Source organism: Rathayibacter sp. VKM Ac-2760, assembly GCF_009834185.1.
Taxonomy (GTDB): domain Bacteria; phylum Actinomycetota; class Actinomycetes; order Actinomycetales; family Microbacteriaceae; genus Rathayibacter.
Genome location: NZ_CP047173.1, coordinates 757,627 through 777,148, shown reverse-complemented (window position 1 = coordinate 777,148; position 19,522 = coordinate 757,627). Strand labels below are relative to the sequence as shown.

The window sequence follows — 19,522 nt, the reverse complement described above, 5'->3', positions numbered from 1 at the left end:
GCGGCGCCCTGCGGCAGTACGCAGCGAAGAGGAAGGCGGCCCGCGCGAGGTCACCACTGACGAGCCTCGCGACCCGCTCCGCCGCTCAGTGCACCGCGATGAAGACGAGACCCGAGGCGACCAAGAATGTAAGGATCGCGCCGATCATTCCGATCGCGGGGATCCACCAGATCCGACGCGACGTGTTCGGTCGGACGAGTGCGATGACCGTCACGAGGAAGGTCAGCGCGACGACTCCGGGGACGAGTACGGTCGTGGTGCTCAGGAGCTCGTAGTCGCATTCGCCCGGGGCTCCGCCGCACCGATCCATCGCCAGCTGCTCGACCAGGACGAAGAAGGACAGAACGGCACCGACTGCCAGCAGGAAGACGAGCAGCAGGATCGCGGTGACGCGGTCCTCGCCGGCCGACAGGCGGCGGGCGGGGCGCCTACGGGAAACCGGCCGGTCGAACGGGTCCGGGTCGTCCCAGTCCGCGTCCGAGTCGAAGGCCATAGTGCCGCTCAGGCTAGCCGAGCACGGCGCGCAGGCACCGCGGGCGGCACAGCCGCGGCGCGCATCAGCACCCGACCAGCACCGCCTCCGCCGCCTCCCGGTCCTCCGCCCCGACCGCCAGCCCGTACGCCCCCAGCACCCCCACGAACTGCTCCACGTACCCGCAGCGCAGCTCCGCGGCCGGCGGCAGCCACTCCCCCGGCCCCGCGTCGCTCTTCGCCTGGTTCGTGTCGTCCGAGGCGGCGACGAGGTTCGCCGGGTCGTTCGCGAACAGCAGGCGCTGCTCGTCCGTCCACGCCCACGCGCCGTGATGCCAGGCCCAGCCGAGGGCGACGACGTGGTCGATCTGCACGAGCCGGGAGGTGTCGCTCCCGGAGACGAACGACACCGCGGCGCCGTCGTACGGATCGACCAGCGTTCCGGACAACACCTTGCAGTCGCGGGTGCCCGGCTTGAAGACCGGGTCGAGCAGGTCGCGGCCGAGGATGTCGTTGCGGGTGTCGCAGCCGTTGCGGTCGACGTCCTTCCAGGACTCGCCGAAGAGGTCGCGGTCGTAGGCGACGTCGGCGCGGCCGTCGTCCGCGGGCAGCGCGGCGAGGGTCGCGAGCGCGAGGGCGGCCGGATCAGCGGCGCCCGGCGACGACGCGGCGGAGGGTGACGCGCTCGGTAGCACCGGCGCGGAGGACGCCGTCGCGGGAGCGGCCGACCCAGGAGCCGCGGCAGCTCCCGTCGACCCAGCCCCCGGCCCTCCGACAGTCTCCCCCACCCCGACCACCGCGAACGCGGCCGCGGCCGCGACGACAGCGGCCACGATCCACGCCCACCACGGCGCCTGCCGCCGCCTGCGCGCAGCACCACCGCCCGGACGCACAGCACCGCGCGCGCGCCGGAGCCCCTGCTCGCCGAGACGCCCCTGGTCGCGGCGGCGGCGGCCCCGACCACCGACTACACCCCCGAGTCGCCGTCGGCCGGGACGACGGGCGCCGAGGCCCGCACCGCCCCGTCCCACAGCCGGATCGCCGCGCGCGGCACCGGCCCGACGACGTCCACCCGCCACACGAGATCCACCGGCGACCCGGTCGACGCCTCGAACGGCACGACATGGATCGGCGCCGACGGGTCGAACCGCAGCCGCTCCTGCAGCCGCGACGGCGCGACGAGGAAGCTCGTCACCCGCTCGTGGTAGCGCTCGCCGACCTGCAGCTCGGTCAGCACGGTGGCGCTGACGGGAGTCATCGGGTCGGCGCGGGTCAGCGAGTCGAGCAGGAAGTCGTCCCAGGGGACGTCGAGCTCGACGCCGTCGAAGTCCTCGGGGCGGCGCAGCGCGTTCAGGGGGTTGGTGCCCATCGGGCGGACGCGCGGGCGGGCGATCGCCTCCTCGTCGCGCTGCACGGAGGCGACGATGTCGGCCAGGCGCGGGGCGGCGATCCGGGTGAGCAGCGACTCGTCGTCGAGGGCGCGCAGCAGCATGCGGCGGGTGTGGTTCGACGAGTGCGGGAGGTCCTCGTCGAGCGCCGAGAGGCCGAAGCCCTGGCCGGCTCCGTAGTCGGCGGCCATCTCCTGCACGAGCGACTCGAAGGCCTCGTGCCGCCAGCCGCGGCGGACGAGCTTGGAGGTCATCGCGGCGCGCATGCGGGCGACTGCCGCGGTCTCCTCGCCGCTGACGGTCGCGAGGCGCACGGCGAACGGCATCGCGCCGCGCTCCACGTCGAAGGTCTCGTGCTGCGTCCAGACGGGCGGCACGTGCCAGGGGCGGTGCACGGCCTTGGACAGCAGCACCAGCCACTCGACGGCCTGGCGGTGCACGGAGCGCAGGCGCGCGGCCTCCTCGCGGGCGCGGCGGGCGCTGCGGCCGTAGTGGGCGAGGCGCGTGCGCTCGAGCTGGATCCGCCGCTCGAAGCGCGACCAGCCGGCGTGGTAGCGCACGAGCGAGACCAGCGTGATCAGCACTCCGGCGCCGGCGAGACCGACGAGCACCCAGAGGAGCACGGAGGTGATCAGCCCGGGATCGAAGGAGCCGTCGGCCTGCCGCGAGGCGTAGTCGTTGACGAACCAGATGCCGACGCCGACCACGATCGCGAGGGCCAGCACGGTGACCCAGCCGACGAGCAGCGTGCGGTGAAACTCGCGGCGCAGGCTGAGCAGCACGCCGGGGCGCTGCGAGCGGATCGCGTCGATCTCGCCGCGGAGGTAGGCGACCTCGTCCTCGGCGCGGCGGCGCTCGGCGCCGATACGGTCGAGGAAGCGCCAGACGAACGAGGAGCTCTGCCGACCGGCCCACAGGTCGTACTCGCCGAGCGCCTGCAGGCGGCCGGAGCGGCGCGCCTCGGCGTCGGCGGGCGAGACGGCCGGCGCGGGAGCCTCCTCCGCGGGGACCTCGATCTGCACGACGGGACGCGCCTCGGCGGCCTCGCCCTCGACGAGCGTCTCCTGCGCGGGCGGCGCGAACGCGGCGGCATCGGAGGAGTCGGCGGCGGGGGCGGATTCGGGCTCCGGGGCGACGGGCGCCTCGGGCTCCGGAACGACCGGAGCAGCTGGAGCGGCGACAGCAGCAGCCGCCGAGGCCTCCGACGCCGACACCCAGTTCTGCAGCCTCTCCCGCGGATCCGCGAGCGCCAGCGCATACCAGTCCACCCGCTCCGGGAACCCCGGCGGCACGTCGTAGCCCGACGCCACCCACGGGTCGTCCGGCAGCGCGAGCACGTCGCCCACCCGGCCGAACACGGGCACGGCCCCCTCGACGGGCGCGAAGCCGGCGTCGCGGAGGTCGGCGCTGCCGTCGAGCGCGCCGAAGACCAGCTCGCGCAGGCCCGCCCAGAGCTGCGGGGTGGTGCGGACGTGCGCCATCGCGGCGGGCGCGTCGGCCTCGGCGCGGGCGCGGCCCTCGTCGTCGCGGAGGTGCTCGAGGTCGGCGACCAGGAGGCGGTCGCGGACGTCCAGCACCTCGTCGTAGTCGGCCCCGACGACGGCCGAGCCCTCGGAGGTGTGCAGGGCGCGGGTCACCGAGCGGTTCGCGCTCGAGGTGATCCAGAGCACGGCCCAGCGCGGGATCTGCACGAGCTTCCCGGCGGAGAAGGCGAAGAAGCGGCCGATCTGCGCCCAGAAGCCGATCCGCTCGGGCTCCGGCACGTCGAGCGAGCCGGCGGAGTCGTAGGTGAGCGCGCCGCCGTCCAGGCGCAGGGCGCCGGCGACCATGCTGTCGACGTAGCCGGCGATCTGGCCGTCGTCGATGTAGGCGGTGCCGGGCGGCGGCGGGCTGACGCTGGGGTCGATCAGCAGCGAGTCGGGGCGGGCGGCGTTCTCGAGCACGCCGGCGGCGACGCGGCGGCCGAGCGACTCGGTCAGCACCGCGTTGAGGAAGACGCGCGAGATCCAGACGGAGTCGCCGCCGTCTGACTCGCGGCTCATCAGCTCGACGCTGCCGTCGGTGACGCCGTTCCACAGCCCGGCGACACTCGCCAGGTGGGTGAGCGTGAAGCCGGTGAAGCGCTCGTCGTCGCGGACGAAGGCGTCGCCGGACCACGGGCTCGAGCGGTCCTCGGGCGAGGCGATGACGACGAAGCCGTGCTCGTGCGCCTCCACCCGCTCGCGCAGCTGGAACGCGGTCGGCGCGCAGATCAGCGTGACCCGGCGCAGCTCCGTGGTCTGGTCGGCGAGGGTCGCCGACGGGTTCGGCAGCGGCATCGAGGTGCGCACCCAGCGGCTGACGAGGTCGGCCACGGCGTCCTGCGCCTCGTCGGTCTCGCGCTCGGGCAGGGCCGAGCGGAGGGTGACCAGGCGCACGAGGGCGAGCGGCTCCTCCGCGAGCGCCTCGAACAGGTCGACGGCGATGGCGACCGACTCGAGGTCGGCGCCCACGCCGAGCACCACGGCCTCGATCTGCGGTGGTGCGTAGGGCGAGGTCGTGACGTGCTCGGGCAGCACCCAGAGCGCCTGGCCGAGCAGTCCGGTCTTCGTCCACTGCGCCGCCAGCTCGAGCAGGGTCTCGCCCTGCGTGCCGCTGGGCAGCAGGACGATCGCCGCCTTGCCGTCGGGCCAGAACCCGTCGTGCCCGATCTCCTGGGGCACCCTCAGACTCCGGAGTCGCGCGGACCGGTGGAGCCGACCGAGGAGACCAGGCCCACGAGCGCCTCGCGGAACTGCTCGCGCATCTCCCAGGTCACCGGGTAGTCGTAGACCGAGACCATGTCGTCCTGCTGCACGATGTCGCTGTCGAACTTCGCGATCTCGGCGTTCAGGAACGCCTGGACCGCGGTGCGGCGCGAGGTGAGGTCGCCGTCGACGGTGCCCGCGCGCGACGCGTCCGGAGCGGGCGCTCCGTTCGGCAGCTCGCCGGTCTGCAGCCACTCGGACAGCTCGGTGTCCTCGCCGCGGCGCCCGAGGCTCATCAGCACGCGGTAGGCGGCGAGGGGTGCGAGGGTGCCGTCGACGTTGCAGAGCGCCATCGCGATGGCGAGCGACTGCAGCACGACGCCGGGGAAGTCGGCGGCGCGGGCGTTGCGCTCGCTGAGCAGCGGGTGCGGGAAATCGGCGAAGGAGCGCGAGGCCGGGTCCCAGACCGAGAGCTTCGGGCCCTTCTCCCCCTGCGAGGAGTCGACGGCCAGCCGGCTCAGGGCCTTGGCGACGTACCAGCCGCGGATCATGTCCGCGATCACGGTCGGGTCCGCGGGGATGCTCTCGCCGAGCAGGCGGGCGCGCTTGAACTTCCAGAACGCCTCGCGGCTGTCCTGGGTGTTCGACTGCGCGAGCCAGCCGCGGGCGATCGGCTCCATCACGGAGTCCATCACGATGGGCTCGTACGGGAAGCCGGACATCGCGAAGACCTCGATGCCGTCGACCTTCTGGTCCTGGAACCAGGACTCGCTGGTCGCGTCGTCCCAGACGCCCATCTGGGCGAGCACGCCCTTGGTCACCTCGTACATCTCGGTGCCGGCGCGGAACGGGATGGAGCTGAAGACCAGCGAGGTGTCCTCGTTGATCGCCTTGCCGTGCACCTCGCGCAGCAGCGCGGGGTTGAGCTTGACCAGCGGCTCGCTCGCGCCGAGGGCGGCCTGGAGCTGCTCGCGGTAGCGGTCGCGGCGGGCGGCGAAGACGTCGGGCGGCAGGATCTCGGAGTCGAAGAAGCCGAGCAGGTCCTCGCCGATGTAGGCGGCGAACGGCGTGCCGTCGCGCTTCATCCAGGCGCGGGCGCGGGCGACGTAGGTCTCCGGGTCGGTCGCGAGGCCGAAGCCGGCGCGCTGCGTGGGGTTGGCGACGGCCGGATCCGCGGTGACGGCCGGCTTCCAGGTGCGCGGGTTCGCGATCAGCGACCAGGTGCCCGTCGAGCCCTCGGCGTCGGCGCCGGCACCCACGAGCAGGTCGGCGAGCACCGTCGTGACGGCGTCCTGGTACTTGGCGTCCTCCTCGACCGACGCGCTGACCAGCTTCTCGAACTCGGTCGGGTACCGCTCCGGCTCGACGAGCATCCGCTCGTTGGGGGCCGGGGTGTACTTGCGCGGGACGGTGCGGTCGACGCGGCTCGGCCAGAAGTCGAAGGCGTTCTCGCGGTCGTCGATCGTCTTGCGGGCGTTGACCCGCTGGAGGAGCGCGGAGCGGGAGCCGTCGAGGAACTCGGCGAGCAGGACGAGGAACGTCTCGCGCAGCTCGCCGAGCAGCGCCGAGGCGGAGTCGCGGAGCGCCGCCTCCGACGACCACTCGAGCGCCTGGCCGAGCCGCTGGATGGCGAACTGCACGGCCTCCTGGTCCGGGCGGATCGACTGCTGGTTCGGGGAGGCGCGCAGCTCGTCGGCGATGAGGGAGCCGAGGCCGTTCACCCAGTCCTCGTGCTGGCGGGCGTCCACCTGGAGCGCGTCGACGGTGCCCTTGAGGCTCCGCTCGACGCGGCGCAGCATCGCCACGACGACCGCGAGGCCGTCCTGCGCGACGTAGCGGGAGACCGTCTCGAGGATGTGGCCGGGCATCGTCCGGATCCAGTCGTCGAGGCGGCGCTGGCGCGCCTCGCGGTCGCGCTGCAGCAGCCGCGGGCTGTTCCGGGTGTACTCGTTGACGAGGCGGTCGGTCCAGGTGGTGATGTCGGTGCCGCCCTGGCGGTCGAGCGACTCGGGGCGGGCCAGCTCCTCGTCGGCGCCGCGCTGCAGCTCCGACTTGATCACGTCGAGGACGCCCTGATCGCGGAGGGCGTCGGTGACGTCGTTGTGCTCGGCGGTCTCCTCGTTCAGGCGCAGGTCGCGGAGGAAGCGCTGGTACTCGCTGTCCGCCGACTTGTCGATGTGCGCCTTCTCGGTCATCCGCTCGAACTGCGGGTCCTCCTCGGCGTGGGCGAACAGCATCCGGTCGATCGCCGAGCGGGCGAAGCGCTCGGCCGAGTACTCCAGGAAGCGCTCGCGGCCGAGGGTGACCCGGCCGAAGCCGATCGAGGAGAAGGGCGGCGAGTGCCGGCCGGGGCTCATCAGGCCGGAGTTGTCGGGCAGCACGTTGGCGGCCGAGCGGGCCTGCCAGTTGCCGGAGGAGTAGGCGATCATGTCGTCCTGCACGCGCTCGTCGATCATCCACGCGGTGAGGCTGGTGGCGACGGCGTCGTAGACGGCGTTCTGGTCCTCGAAGGTGACCTTGCTGTTGCTGCGGCCGACGATGAAGGGGTACGCGGCGCCGACGCGGTCCATCGCGGCGCCGTAGGAGGGGGCGACGCCCTTGGTGCGCAGCAGCTCGAGGGTCGCGGCGGAGGGGGTGTCGGTCCAGAAGCCGTTCATCGTCTCGGAGATCGCGGCGAGCGCGTTGCCCGGCATGCCGGCGGTGACGGCGAGCTGATCGAAGACGTCGGGCGCGTAGAGCATGCTGAAGAACTGGTTCGACCACGGGTACTGCTTCGCGGTCGACTTGATGATCTCGATGATGTCGAGGAACTGGCCGGCCCCCGAGCCGCCGGCGACCGAGGAGATCACGATGACGATCGGGCTGCCGTCTCCGCCGTCGTCGCGGGCGCGCAGGCGCTGGCCGAGGGTCTGCAGCTCGGCGAGCGACTCGGCGTCGTTCATCCGGCCGATCGCGAGGCGCGCGGCCTGGGCGATCTCCTTGGTGGCGGCGAGCGCGACGGCGCGGCCGACGGCGCGGTACTGACCGGCGCCCTTGGTCACGTCGACCTTGACCAGGGTCGGGTCGGGCAGCTGGCGCTCGATGTCGTGGCGCAGGGCGTTGTTGGTCGCGTGGGCGCTGGTGATCGAGCCGTGCACGATGTCGAAGGTCGCCGCGGTGCTGACCAGCCCGCGGTAGTCCTGCCGGGGCAGGAACGGCGCCTGGTACTCCATGCCGTCCTGGACGGTGGGGGTGTCGAAGTGCAGGAAGCGCCAGGCGGCGGGGATGCCGCCCTCCCAGCCGAGCTGCTGGAGCTTGAGCTCGAGCTGGTACTTGATGCCGCGGAGGGTCTTGCCGCCGGAGCCGCCGACTCCGATCAGGAGGAAGGGTCTGAGCATGAGGTCCTGCTTTCGTCTGGTCGCGCGGTGGTTCTGCGGGAGCGCGGTGTGTCGTGAGGCGGGGCTGTGTCGTCTGGCGGTGTCGTGACGCGGTGTCGCGGTCAGCGACCGCGGGGCGGCGGGTGGGGCCCGCGCGGCCGGGCGGCGGGGGCGGCGGGAGCCGCCGGGCCGGGGCGGCGGCGGTCCGCCGGGGCGGCCGGGCGAGCTCCTGCGTCCGCGGGGCGGCCTCGCCGGGGCGCGGCGGTGAGGACGGGCGGGGCGGAGGGCCGGGGTGCTGCTGTCGTGCTCCCGCCCCGCGGCGGGACGGACGCGTGCGGTTCGGCGGCGGCGGGCGCGGGCTGCGGCGGCTCCCGCCGCTCGGGCCGCTTCGCCGCGCGCTCGCGCCGCAGCACGTCGACGGTGTGCCAGGCGGGCTCGCCGGAGTCGCGCAGCAGGTCCTCGAGCCGGCGCTCGTACTGCCCCTCGTCGTCGCGGTCGACGCGGTGGTAGAGCACCGCCGTTGCGCGCACGGGCTCGTCGCCGCGGGGGCGCTCGAGCTCCTGCTCCGAGACGACGATCGCCCAGAAGACGTCGAGCGGCAACGCGGAGAACTCGACGCCGCCGTTCCCGAGCGGTCGCCCGGCGGAGGTGCCGCGGGTGCCGGTGCGGGAGGCGATGATCACGCCCGCGGCGGGCGGGCCGACGCGGTAGCTCGGCGCCTTCAGCGGCCACCACGGGACGTGCGCGCGGAGGCGGCCGAGCTCGGGGTCGGGCAGCTCGCGCACGCCGGTCTCGCTGCGGAGGTAGCGGAAGCGCTCGTCCAGGCGACCGTGGGTCAGCGCCGAGCGGACGCCCTCCGGGGTGATCTCGACCGGGACGGTGCCGCGCTGGAACGAGCCCTCCATCGCGATCTTCGCCTTCGCCCGGTTGAAGAGGTACAGGCCGAGCAGCGGCAGCAGAACGCCGAGCAGCAGGAGCACGAGCGCGACCAGGCCGATCGCGGCGGCGTTCACCGGGAAGGTCGAGGGGAAGGAGAGCGCGACGGTCTGCGGCGCACTGCTGCCGTCACCCGTGCGGATGTCGAGCGGCAGGGTCGCCGAGACGGTGGAGTCGGCGGGGGTGTCGTTCTCCGCGGTGACGGTCAGCGCGGCGGAGCTCCCGGACGCGACGACGAGGCAGTCGTCGGGGGCGAGCGCCGTTCCACCGGGTTCGGTGAAGGTCCAGCTCCAGCCGTCGGCGCGATCGGCGTTGTCGCTCGTCACGGTCGGTAGCGCGGCGAGGCAGACCTGGCCGTCGCCGCCGGCGGTCGGGCCCTGGACGGTGAGGGTCCCCTCCGCGCGGCCGTCGGCACCGGTCAGCTCGCTGAGCACGAGCGGCGAGGCGACGCTCGGGAAGGAGGCGGGCAGCACGGTCGTGATCCGCTGCTGCGTGGTCACCGGGGCGAGCGCGATCGCGTGCTCGTCGGTGGTCAGCGGGTCGAGCGAGGCGGTGACGAGCAGCTCGGAGGCGGTGACGTCGGAGGGCAGCGGGAGCGTTATGACGCCGGTCGTCTCGTCGATCGCGGCGCCGGGCAGCTCGGTCGTCGCGCCGTCCGCGGTGCTGGTCGCCCGGAAGGCCGCCTGGCCGAAGACGGAGAGGTCGGCCGCGGCGCCGTCGGCGTCCTGGACGCGGGCGGTCAGGGTCGCGGAGAGAGTGCCGTCCTCGCCGCGCTGCACCTGGTTGGCGTCGTCGAAGACGATCCGGAGGTCGCTGAACGCGAAGACCTCGGTGGTGCCGGGCGAGCTGAGCGTCCACTGGCCCTGCAGCTCGGGCCGGTCGACGGTGATCTCGAGGCGCGCGACGCCGGAGGACTGCGTGACGACGACCTCGGGGGCTCCGGTGCTCGCGGAGAGGGTGCCGAGGCCGGAGGAGTCGGGCGCCTGCAGCGTCCAGCCGTCCCGCACGACGGCCTGGATCCGGGAGACGCCCGGGTCGATCCAGAAGCCGCCGTCGGCGTCGAGCGCCTGCGCCGCTCCGCCGTCGATGCGGGCGCCGAGCTCGAGGAAGACGGAGGCGAGCGCGTCGGGGTCGGAGGCGTCCACCACGGCGCCGCGGACCGAGCCCTCGGGCGTCGTCGCCGGCCCGCAGGTGGCGGTGCCGCCGCCGTAGGCACCGCTGCCCTCGACGAGCGGCCACATCACCCGGGCCTGCTCGCGCTGCTCACCGTCGGCCAGGAGCGTGCCGATGACGACGACGCCGGCCTGGCGCAGCGCCGCGAGCACGCCGTTGCCCCCGGGCTCGTCGCCGTCGGGGTCGATCCGGGCGCCGCAGAGCGCATTGGTCGCGTCGGCGGTGGCCTGCGCCGAGCCGAGATCGATCTCGCCGTCGGTCAGCCAGACGACGAGCTGGCAGGCGGAGCCGGCGCTCGGCTGGTTCTGCAGCGCCGACTGGACGCCCTGGAGCCCGGCGAGCCAGTTGGTGCCGCCGCCGGGGGTCTTGTCGCGGATGACGGTCGCGAGGTCGTCGGGGCTCTCCTGCGCCCAGGCCCGCCAGTCGACGGCCGGCTCGAAGGCGCGGCTGAAGAAGGCGGCGCCCCAGTTGACGGTGAGCGAGTCGCGGAGGCCACCGAGCTCCTGGAGGCTGTTCGCGAGGATGCCGGCCCGCGCGACGTCGGGGTCGGAGCCGCGACCGTCGTCGCCGCCGGTGTTCAGCGAGCCGGAGCTGTCGACGAGGTAGTAGACGTTGAGGACATCGGAGGAGGAGAGGCAGGTGCGCAGGTCCTCGATGGCGCCGCGGCCGATGTCGGTGAGGGTGGCGGACTGAGTCGCCGCCTGACCGGTGGCCGCCTGCGCGGGCTGCGCCGCCGCCCCGAGCCCGAGGGTGAGCAGGAGGGTCGTGACCACGACCGCGAGCGCCCGCCGGATCATGCCAGCCACTCGGAGATCGGGACGCTGATGTTGAGGACGTGCCAGGCGCCGAGGACGAGCGCGGCGCCCGAGAGCCAGTAGAGCGCGCGGGTGAAGCGCGCGTCGGGCACGAAGCGGCGGGCGTCGCGGAGGGAGTTCGCGCGCTGGCCGGAGAGGTCCCAGCCGGTCGCGAGGAAGACGAGCAGCGGAGTCAGCAGGTAGCCGGCGACGCTCAGCCAGACCGCGCTGCCGCGGACCAGCGGCAGCGGAACGCCGAGCACGCGCACGGGAGCGGAGGCGACGGAGGCGGCCACGATCGCCAGCGCGAGGCTCACCACGAGGCCCGCGGCACCCACTGCGAGAGGCAGGATGCTGGCGGTTCGGCGGGCCACGGGGGCCCGATCACGCACGGTCGACACCGCTCCACCCTCCGCTGTCGCAGCTGAACGCTCCCTGTTGGGGGCAATGTTCCAGTATGAGGACCCGGCCGCGAGCGGCCAAACCCCGCGGTGGTGCGCCCGGGTCTCGAGCGTGCCGCTCCTCGGCTGCTCGACCGCCATCGAGGTGCGCCCTCCCCTTTGCTGATCGAGTAGCGCGCACAGCGCGCGTATCGAGATCCACCACCGTCAGAACGGCGCCGGTCTGTCGACGAATCGCGGCCCCGGCGGCGGGTCGGGCGGGCGCCCCGGGAGCGGCGGCGGCCGGTCGCTGACGCGCCGTCCGGTCGGCGTCGTCCACACGATCGTCCCGTCGGAGTCGTCCTTGACGTAGCTCCACCGGTCCCCGTGCCGGAGGTGGTGATGGCTGGTGCAGAGCATCACGAGGTTCTCGAGCGAGGTCTCGCCGCCGTTGCGCCACTCGATCGTGTGGTCGGCTTCGCTCGTCGCGGCCGGGCGGGTGCAGCCGGCGAATCGGCACGTCTGATCCCGCAGCCGCAGGTGCAGGCGCATCTGCGGCGGCGGGACGCGCCAGGCGCGGCCGACGGAGACGACGGCGCCGGTGTCCGGATCGGTGAGGACACGGGTGAAGGAGGCCGCGGTGGCGATCAGCTCACGGGCGATCTCCGCCGGAACGGGTCCGTACCCGTCGAGGTCCGCGGGCGCGTCGTCGAGGCCGACGGCGGTCGACGCGGCGAGCGTCAGCCGCACCTCGGCGCGGACACCGGGGACGAAGGTCGGGTCGGGCCGGTGATCGGCGTCCGGAGTCGTGCCGGCGATGTCGCCGTCGCAGAGCAGATCGATCGCCGCGTCGGCGCTCAACTGCTGGAGGGTGCGCGAGTCGCCGTCGTCGCGGAGCGTGCGTGCGATGCGGCGCAGCCGGTCGTAGGCGCCCGAGACGGCCGGTGCCGGTCCGTGGACGCAGAGTGTGGCCATGCCGTCGACGTGGGGCGTGACCCAGACAGCGCGGTCCTCGCGGGCGCGGGCGTGCCGCTGGGCGAGCGGATCTTCGTGCAGCTCCTCCCGCCAGCGGCGCAGGGCGCGACGCAGCTGGGTGAGCGACATCGACGGCGCCGCTTCCGCGACGCGCTCATCGAGAGCGGCGCGGGAGGACTCGGGGAGGCTTCCCGCGGTCGCCGCAGACGGCCTCCCCTTCCTCCCAGTGCAGGCGCGCCTGCGCGAGCAGCGCCCGAGTCAGCGGCAGGTGCTCGAAGAGCAGCTGCGCGTTCTCGAGGCGGCGGGAGACGGTCTGCTCGGGCAGACCCTCCGCGACCGCGAACTCGGCACGGATCGAGCGCTCGACGAGATCGCGGGTCTCGCTGCGGGTCGCCCCGCGGGCGTACGCGTCCGAATCGGCGAGGGCCTCGAGGTAGCCGGCGTAGAGCTCCTCCGCCTCGGCGAGGCGCAGCGGCGCGGCGGCTCGGGCGAAGGCCGCGGCGCGGTCGCCTCGCCCGCGCACGTCGGCGGGTGCCGCGTCGTCCGATTCGTTGCCTGTCATACGAGTATTGAATCAGGGACCACCGACACCGGACCGGCTCCGCGGGCTGATCGGGGAGAGCGCGGTCGAAGAGGGGGCTGGGGAGGAGGCTCGCTCCCGGATGTCCGACGGTGCTGGGTCTCGATACGCCGCCGGAGGCGGCTACTCGACCAGCATGGAGCGGCCGACCAGGCACCGTCGCCGAGGTCCGCTCCCCCGCTGATCGAGTAGCGCGCACAGCGCTCGTCCTTGCTGATCGAGTACCGCGCAACGCGCGCGTATCTTGCTGATCGAGTAGCGCGCACCGCGCTCCTCCTTGCTGATCGAGTAGCGCGCACCGCGCGCGTATCGAGATCCACCCCGCCCGCACCCCCGGCCGCCCGCCCCGCCCGGATGGTTGACTGACCCCATGGAGATCGTTCTCGGAGTCGTCGGCCTGCTCGGCGGCCTCATCGTCGCGGCCGCCGCCGTGGTCGCCGTCGTCATCGGGCAGCGCCGCGCGAAGCCGGCCTCGCTGGTCGACATCGACGTGCGCCTCTCGCACGCAGGCGACGACTGGTGGCGGGTGACCGCGACGATCCGCAACCTCGGCCGCAGCGACCTCCCTGCCACCACCTTCGTGAACGACCGGCCGATCGTGTTCGCCCTCACCGGCGCCACCGCCGCCGAGTGGTACGGCGCCCCGCCGCAGACCCCGGAGTGGTCGATCGACCCGTCGGGCTCGCTGCTGCTCGCCCCCGTCCTCCTCTCCCGCGGAGTCCCGGTGAGCGCGACCGCGATCGTGCGCGGTCGGCCGGAGGTGCGGATCGACGCGCAGCTGCGCTACATCCCGGTGCGCGAGAACGTGGTCGAGACGACCGGCGACGCGCCCGCCTGGGGCGGGCCGGCCGTCCCGACCGCCGCTCCTCCCGCTGCGCAGCGCGTGGTCGACGCGCCCCTCGAGCCCCGCCCCGAGCGCGAGAGCGTCCTGCGCGGAGGCTTCGGCATGTGGGCGGCGATGGCGGCGGGCGTGCTCGGCGCCGTGCTGACCGGAATCGGGATCGGCCTCTCCCTCGCCGGCCTCGACACCACCGCGCTCGGCTCGGCCGGCGTCGTCCTGATCGGCGCGGGTCTCGTCGGCATCGTCGGCACGCTGGTCGTCCGCCTGCTGCGCCGCTGGCTCGAGCCGCCCGCGCTCTGGCGCACCCCGCGGCAGCGCCTGCGGCGGCCCGGCACGATCGTCGTGCTCGTCCTCGCCTACGCCGGCCTCGCACTGTTCTGCCTCGAGTTCCTCGTGCAGGACGCGAGCGGCGACACCACCTGGGTCGCCGGCGTCGGCGTGCTCCTCCTCTTCGCGGCGCTGCTCGGCACGGGCCTGGTCGGCTTCCTCCGCCTGGTCGTGCTCCTCGGCGTGCGGCGCGCCTCGCGGGGCGCCTCGGCCTGACCCGGCCGAGCGACGTCAGGCCCGCGGCGGGGCCGTCGACTCGCGGAGGACGAGGCTGGTGGCCAGCTCGATGCGGTGCGAGAGGGGCGGGACGCCGTCGTGCATCCGGACCAGGGTCTCGAGGCCGAGACGGCCGAGGTCGTGCATGGGCGTGTGCACGGTCGAGAGCAGGACGGCGGTCGGCAGCGCGGCGAAGGTGTCGTCGTAGCCCATCACGCTCAGGTCCTCGGGGACGCGGAGGCCGGCCGCGATCGCGGCGCGGATCGTCTGCAGGCCGTCGATGTCGTTGGTCGCGACCACGGCGGTCGGCGGATCGTCCCGTGCCAGGAGCGCCGGAACCACGTGCTCGGCCGACCCCATCCCCTCCTCGGAGACGAGAGCCGGGTCCTCCGGCAGGCCCGCGGCGGCGAGCGCCTCGCGGTAGCCGCCGTAGCGGGCGCGCAGCCCGGGATTGCGGGCGTCGCCGCCGACGAAGGCGATCCTCCGGTGCCCGAGCGAGACGAGGTGCTCGGTGGACTGCTGACCGCCCACCCAGTGGTTCGAGCCGATGCTCACGACGGCGGGGTCGAGCGGGTTCGGCGGGTCGACCGCGACGAGCGGCAGCCCGGCCTCGGCGGCGGCCGCGACGATCTCGGCGTCGATCGCGGTGGTGACGGCGAGGATCCCGAGGTGCCCCTTGGCCGCGACGGAGCGGACGAACGCGGCGTCGAAGCGCAGCGACTCGTCGGCGGAGCCGCTCGGCGCGAGGACGCCGGTCGTGACGTCGACGCGCTCGCTCTGCGCGCCGCCGACCACGCCCTCGAGCACGCGCAGCGAGTAGACGCTGAGCAGGGTGTCGAAGACGACGGTGACGCCGCCGCCCACGCGCGGCGCGCGGGTGCTCGGGCTGTAGCCGAGCTCGCGGAGGGACTGCTCGACCCGGGAGCGCGTCGCCGCCGACGCGCCGGGCCGCCCGTTCAGCACCTTCGAGGCGGTCGCCTTCGAGACGCCGGCGTGCGCCGCGACGACGTCGAGCGTGACGCGGGTGTCCGGCGTGCGGGCCACAGGCCCCTCCTCTCGACGTCCCCCGACCCTACCGAACCCCCCGTCGCGCCCCGCGAGATGCCACTTGTGCGCGCGACACGCCGTGAGAAGTGCGCACAAGTGGCATCTCGCGGGAGGGGAGGGACTCGGGGGGTCATCGGATTCGACCAGGCGAGGGACCGCTGGTTGGATACCGAGTATGAGTAGGGATGTCGTCGTCGTCGGAGCCGGTCTCTTCGGAGCCGCCACCGCGCTGCACCTCGCGCGCGGGGGCGCCCGGGTCACGCTGGTCGAGTCGGGTGACGCGGCGCGCGGCACCACGGCGGCCGGCGCTGGCTTCGTCGGACTCTGGGCCGCGGGCTACGCCTGGTACTGGAACGAGTCCGAGCGCGACCTCGAGCAGTACGGCCTCGACTTCTACCGCGCCCTCGCCGTCGATCCCGACCGCGGCGGCGACATCCTCCTCCGCGAGACGGGCAGCGCCTGGCTCGCCGTCACCGAGGCCGGCGTCCGCGACCACCTCGGTCCGCTCGCCGAGCACCCGCTGCGGCCGGAGGGCTCGCGCGAGCTCTCGCCGAGCGAGGCGGCCGAGCTCGTCCCGGGTCTCGACGCGGCGGCCGTCACCGGCGGCTTCCTGCAGCCCGACGGGATCCAGATCAGCGCCCCCGACGCGGCGCTCGCCCTCGTCGCGGTCGCCCGCGCGGCCGGAGTCGAGGTCGTCGAGCACGCACCCGTCACCGAGGTGCTCGCCACCGGCGGCCGGGCGAGCGGCGTCCGCTCCGCCGACGGCCGCACCTTCCGCGGCGACAGCATCGTGCTCGCGGCGGGCTCCTGGACCAACGAGCTGCTCGCCCCGCTCGGCCGCCGGCTCCCCTTCGCCCGCGTCGTCGCGAGCCGCCTCACCACCGCGCCCTTCGGCCTCCCGCACCTGCCGACGCTGATGCTGCCCGAGCTCGGCGGTCTCTGGGTCCGCGAGCACCTCGGCGGACTCACCTACGGCAACGGCGTCGGCTACGAGCCGCTCGGCGAGTCCGCCGCCGACCGGCGCCCGCAGCGCACCGACCTCGTCGAGGCGATGGACGCGCACCTCACTCCCCTGCTCTCCCGGCTGATCCCCGCGGCCGCCGACGCGCTCCGCCAGGCGGAGTGGACCCAGGGCGTCGTCTCGTACACCGCCGACCGGCGCTTCCTCGCCGGCCAGATCCCCGAGCTGCCCGGCCTCTTCGTCGCGGCCGGCGACAACGAATCCGGAGTGACGCACGGGCCCGGTCTCGGTCGTCTCGTCGCCGAGCTGGTCCTCACCGGCCGCTCGACCCTCGGCGACGCCGCCCGCTACGCCCCGTCGCGCTTCGCCGCGCGGGAGTTCGCCGACGAGGCCGCCGTGCGCGCGGCCATGCCCGCCCGGCGCCTGGTCGACGCGGAGTCCGGACGGTGAGCGACCGCGACGTCGTCGTCGTCGGCGCGGGACTGGTCGGCGCCGCCGCCGCCCGCTCGCTCGCCGAGCGCGGCGACCGGGTGCTGCTCTTCGAGCGGTTCGAGCGGGGCCACGACCGCGGCTCCTCGCACGGCGAGACCCGCATCTTCCGCCGCGGCTACGCGGAGGACGACTACCGCGCCCTGACCGGCCGGGCCGCCGCCGAGTGGGCGCGACTCGAGGCCGAGTCGGGCCGGAGCCTCTTCACCGCGACCGGTGCGATCGACCACGGCGACGCCTCCGCCCTGCTCGCGATCGAGGAGGCCTTCACCCGCGACGGCATCCCGGTCGAGCGCCTCGACGCCGCCGAGGCCGCCCGCCGCTGGCCCGGCCTGCGCTTCGAGACCGACGTGCTGCTGCACCCGGAGGGCGGCCGGCTCGACGCCGCCGCCGCGATCGAGGCGCTGCTCGCCTCCGCCGAGTCGCACGGGGCCGTCGTCCGCGCGAGCACCGGCGTGCGCTCGATCGAGGAGCGCGAGGGCGGCGTCCGCGTCGTCACCGACGAGGGCCCGCTGCTCGCCGACGCGGTCGTCGTCGCCGGCGGCTCGTGGACCCCGGGACTCGTCGACGGGCTGGTCGCCGCGGCCGGCCGCTCGCTCCCGCCGCTGCGGATCACGCAGGAGCAGCCCGCGCACTTCACGACCGACCTGCCGCTGGACGCCTGGCCGAGCTTCGTGCACCACCGCGGCGAGCTGCCGACGATCTACGGCCTCGCGACGCCCGGCGTCGGCGTCAAGGTCGGCGAGCACGGCACCGGCCGCGTCGTCGATCCGGACCACCGCGACTTCCGCGCCGAGCCCGAGCGGCTCGCCCGGCTCGTCGAGTACGTCGCCGACTGGCTGCCGGGCGTCGACGCGGCGAGCGCCGACCCGATCTCCTGCCTCTACGACATCACGCCGACGGAGGACTTCGTGCTCGACCGCGTCGGCCGCGTCACGCTCGCGACCGGCTTCTCGGGCCACGGCTTCAAGTTCGGGCCCGTGCTCGGCGAGCTGCTGGCCGACCTGGTCGACGGCGCCGACGCGCTCGACCGCTTCCGGCTCGCGACGCGCTAGGCCCGCCGGACCCCGCAGACCCCCGTACTCCTCCGCACGCCCCCGACGAAAGCAGCAGCATGCAGACACTCCGCGCCCTCGGCGCCCTCGCCGCACTCGGCACCGCCGTCGCCCTCGCCGGCTGCTCGCCCTCCGCGGGCGGCTCGGACACCGGTGACGCCGCATCCGGCCGCCTCGTGATCGGCACGACCGACTCGATCGTCTCGCTCGACCCGGCCGGCGCCTGGGACCGCGGCAGCTTCACGCCGCAGAACCAGATCTACCAGCACCTCCTGAGCTACGCGGACGGCTCGACCACACCCGTCCCCGAGGCCGCCGAGGAGTGCGGCTTCGACGACGCGACCACCTACCGCTGCTCGATCGCGCCCGGCCTGACCTTCTCGAACGGCGACGAGCTGACCGCGTCGGACGTCGTCTTCTCCTTCCAGCGCGTCGTCGACATCGCGGCGGACAACGGCCCCTCACCGCTGCTCGCGAACATGGAGTCGGTCGCGCAGGACGGCGACGACGTCGTCTTCACCCTCGCGGTGCCGAACGACCAGACCTGGCCGTACGTGCTCTCGAGCATGGCCGGGCCGATCGTCGACGAGGACGTGTTCCCCGCGGACGCGCTGCTCGAGGACGCCGACGTGATCGGCTCCGGGCCGTACTCCGTGCAGAACTACGAGGCCGGCGGCCTGCTGCAGCTCGCCGCGAACGAGTCGACCTCGAGCCCCGCGCCGAAGACCGCGGACGTCGTGCTCAAGCCCTACACCTCGTCGACCAACCTGCGCCTCGACGTGGAGAACGGCGCCGTGGACGTGGCGTACCGCTCGCTCACCGCGACCGACGTCGAGGACCTGCGCGGGAACTCCGACCTCCAGGTCGTCGACGGCCCCGGCGGCTCGGTGCGCTTCCTCACCTTCAACGTGAACACCCAGCCCGGCGACTCCCCCGAGCAGAAGCTCGCGATCCGCCAGGCCGTCGCCTCCCTCGTCGACCGCGACGAGCTGTCGGAGCAGGTCTACCGCGGCACCTACACGCCCGCCTACTCCGTGGTGCTCGACGGGCAGACCGGCGCGACGCAGGCCTTCGCCGACGCGTACGGCGCGACCCCGGATGCGGACGAGGCCGCGTCGATCCTCGCCGCCGCGGGCGTCTCCACTCCCGTGACCCTGCCGCTGCAGTACACCTCGGACCACTACGGCCCCGACTCCGACCAGGAGTACGCGCTGATCAAGTCGCAGCTGGAGTCGACCGGCCTGTTCGCCGTCGACCTGCAGTCGACCGAGTGGACCAGCTACGTGAAGCAGCTCTCGCCGGACGCCGGCTACCCGGCCTACCAGCTCGGCTTCTTCCCGGACTACCCGGACCCGGACAACTTCCTCCGCTCGGCCTACTCGACCACCGGCGCCTCGGTCGCGAACGGCTACTCGAACCCCGCGGTCGACGCGCTCATCGACACGGAGGCCACCGCCACCGACCCGGCCGCGCGCGCCACCGCGATCGAGCAGATCCAGGCGCAGACCGCCGTGGACGCCCCGATCATCCCGCTGCTCCAGGGCCGCGAGACGGTCGTCGCGGCCTCGGGAGTCACCGGCATCGAGGACACCCTCGACGCGACGTACCTCTTCCGCTTCGGAGCCCTGGCGAAGTAGGGCGGATCGCAGCAGCCACGCCTTGCTGGTCGAGTAGCCGCGAAGCGTCGCATCGAGACCCGACCCCCGCCAGACAGCGGATCTCGGTACGCGCCCTCCGGGCGCTACTCGATCAACAGGCATCCCGCCGCTCCCCTTGCTGGTCGAGTAGCCGCGGAGCGGCGTATCGA

General features: G+C 74.1%; 13 protein-coding genes. 4 read left to right on the top strand and 9 right to left on the bottom strand.

All coding sequences use genetic code 11. The features are described from left to right. Positions 1-85 precede the first annotated feature (85 nt). The 8 genes from GSU72_RS03480 to GSU72_RS03445 form a co-directional block, all read right to left on the bottom strand. Positions 86-493, bottom strand: a complete 408-nt coding sequence (locus GSU72_RS03480; RefSeq protein WP_159983757.1) for a hypothetical protein — start codon at positions 491-493, stop codon at positions 86-88. A 64-nt stretch (positions 494-557) separates the two neighbouring features. Continuing rightward, on the bottom strand, positions 558-1,166 hold the full coding sequence (locus GSU72_RS03475) for an HNH endonuclease family protein (protein WP_159983755.1): 609 nt from the start codon (positions 1,164-1,166) through the stop codon (positions 558-560). Positions 1,167-1,438: 272 nt separating this feature from the next. After that, positions 1,439-4,561 (bottom strand): hypothetical protein, encoded by a 3,123-nt coding sequence (locus GSU72_RS03470; protein ID WP_159983753.1) that lies wholly within the window; start codon positions 4,559-4,561, stop codon positions 1,439-1,441. Positions 4,562-4,563: 2 nt separating this feature from the next. Beyond that, the gene (locus tag GSU72_RS03465; protein ID WP_159983751.1) at positions 4,564-7,962 is read right to left on the bottom strand and encodes a tubulin-like doman-containing protein; all 3,399 of its coding nucleotides are present in this window, start codon (positions 7,960-7,962) and stop codon (positions 4,564-4,566) included. 101 nt (positions 7,963-8,063) lie between these two features. After that, the gene (locus tag GSU72_RS03460; protein ID WP_159983749.1) at positions 8,064-10,856 is read right to left on the bottom strand and encodes a hypothetical protein; all 2,793 of its coding nucleotides are present in this window, start codon (positions 10,854-10,856) and stop codon (positions 8,064-8,066) included. Continuing rightward, positions 10,844-11,218: a hypothetical protein gene (locus GSU72_RS03455; protein WP_159983747.1), complete on the bottom strand. Its 375-nt coding sequence runs from the start codon at positions 11,216-11,218 to the stop codon at positions 10,844-10,846. Before GSU72_RS03455 ends, GSU72_RS03460 begins: the two co-directional genes overlap by 13 nt. A gap of 234 nt (positions 11,219-11,452) precedes the next feature. Beyond that, positions 11,453-12,328, bottom strand: a complete 876-nt coding sequence (locus GSU72_RS03450) for an HNH endonuclease signature motif containing protein (protein ID WP_159983745.1) — start codon at positions 12,326-12,328, stop codon at positions 11,453-11,455. A gap of 25 nt (positions 12,329-12,353) precedes the next feature. Next, a complete protein-coding gene (locus GSU72_RS03445) occupies positions 12,354-12,761 on the bottom strand; it encodes a hypothetical protein (protein WP_159983743.1) in 408 nt (135 codons plus the stop codon). A 388-nt stretch (positions 12,762-13,149) separates the two neighbouring features. Between GSU72_RS03445 and GSU72_RS03440 the strand changes: the two genes are divergently transcribed. Beyond that, the gene (locus tag GSU72_RS03440; RefSeq protein ID WP_159983741.1) at positions 13,150-14,163 is read left to right on the top strand and encodes a hypothetical protein; all 1,014 of its coding nucleotides are present in this window, start codon (positions 13,150-13,152) and stop codon (positions 14,161-14,163) included. 15 nt (positions 14,164-14,178) lie between these two features. Here the strand turns inward: GSU72_RS03440 and GSU72_RS03435 are convergent, their stop codons facing one another. Further along, positions 14,179-15,207, bottom strand: a complete 1,029-nt coding sequence (locus tag GSU72_RS03435) for a substrate-binding domain-containing protein (RefSeq protein ID WP_159983739.1) — start codon at positions 15,205-15,207, stop codon at positions 14,179-14,181. Positions 15,208-15,385: 178 nt separating this feature from the next. Here GSU72_RS03435 and GSU72_RS03430 point away from each other — a divergent pair, with 178 nt between their 5' ends. Genes GSU72_RS03430 through GSU72_RS03420 form a run of 3 tightly spaced genes read left to right on the top strand, consistent with a single transcriptional unit; the run spans position 15,386 to position 19,352 of the window. Then, a complete protein-coding gene (locus GSU72_RS03430) occupies positions 15,386-16,621 on the top strand; it encodes an FAD-binding oxidoreductase (RefSeq protein WP_159983737.1) in 1,236 nt (411 codons plus the stop codon). Next, on the top strand, positions 16,618-17,715 hold the full coding sequence (locus GSU72_RS03425) for an FAD-dependent oxidoreductase (protein WP_159983735.1): 1,098 nt from the start codon (positions 16,618-16,620) through the stop codon (positions 17,713-17,715). The genes GSU72_RS03430 and GSU72_RS03425 overlap by 4 nt, the downstream gene beginning before the upstream one ends. Before the next feature lie 59 nt (positions 17,716-17,774). After that, the gene (locus tag GSU72_RS03420) at positions 17,775-19,352 is read left to right on the top strand and encodes an ABC transporter substrate-binding protein (RefSeq protein ID WP_159983733.1); all 1,578 of its coding nucleotides are present in this window, start codon (positions 17,775-17,777) and stop codon (positions 19,350-19,352) included. Positions 19,353-19,522: the final 170 nt, after the last annotated feature.

What these genes read in the sequence shown, in the direction of transcription:
- GSU72_RS03440 (WP_159983741.1), top strand. Translation starts at nt 13,150, where the DNA reads ATGGAGATCGTTCTCGGAGTCGTCGGCCTGCTCGGCGGCCTCATCGTC.
- GSU72_RS03445 (WP_159983743.1), bottom strand. Translation starts at nt 12,761, where the DNA reads ATGACAGGCAACGAATCGGACGACGCGGCACCCGCCGACGTGCGCGGG.
- GSU72_RS03465 (WP_159983751.1), bottom strand. Translation starts at nt 7,962, where the DNA reads ATGCTCAGACCCTTCCTCCTGATCGGAGTCGGCGGCTCCGGCGGCAAG.
- GSU72_RS03450 (WP_159983745.1), bottom strand. Translation starts at nt 12,328, where the DNA reads ATGTCGCTCACCCAGCTGCGTCGCGCCCTGCGCCGCTGGCGGGAGGAG.
- GSU72_RS03430 (WP_159983737.1), top strand. Translation starts at nt 15,386, where the DNA reads ATGAGTAGGGATGTCGTCGTCGTCGGAGCCGGTCTCTTCGGAGCCGCC.
- GSU72_RS03420 (WP_159983733.1), top strand. Translation starts at nt 17,775, where the DNA reads ATGCAGACACTCCGCGCCCTCGGCGCCCTCGCCGCACTCGGCACCGCC.
- GSU72_RS03480 (WP_159983757.1), bottom strand. Translation starts at nt 493, where the DNA reads ATGGCCTTCGACTCGGACGCGGACTGGGACGACCCGGACCCGTTCGAC.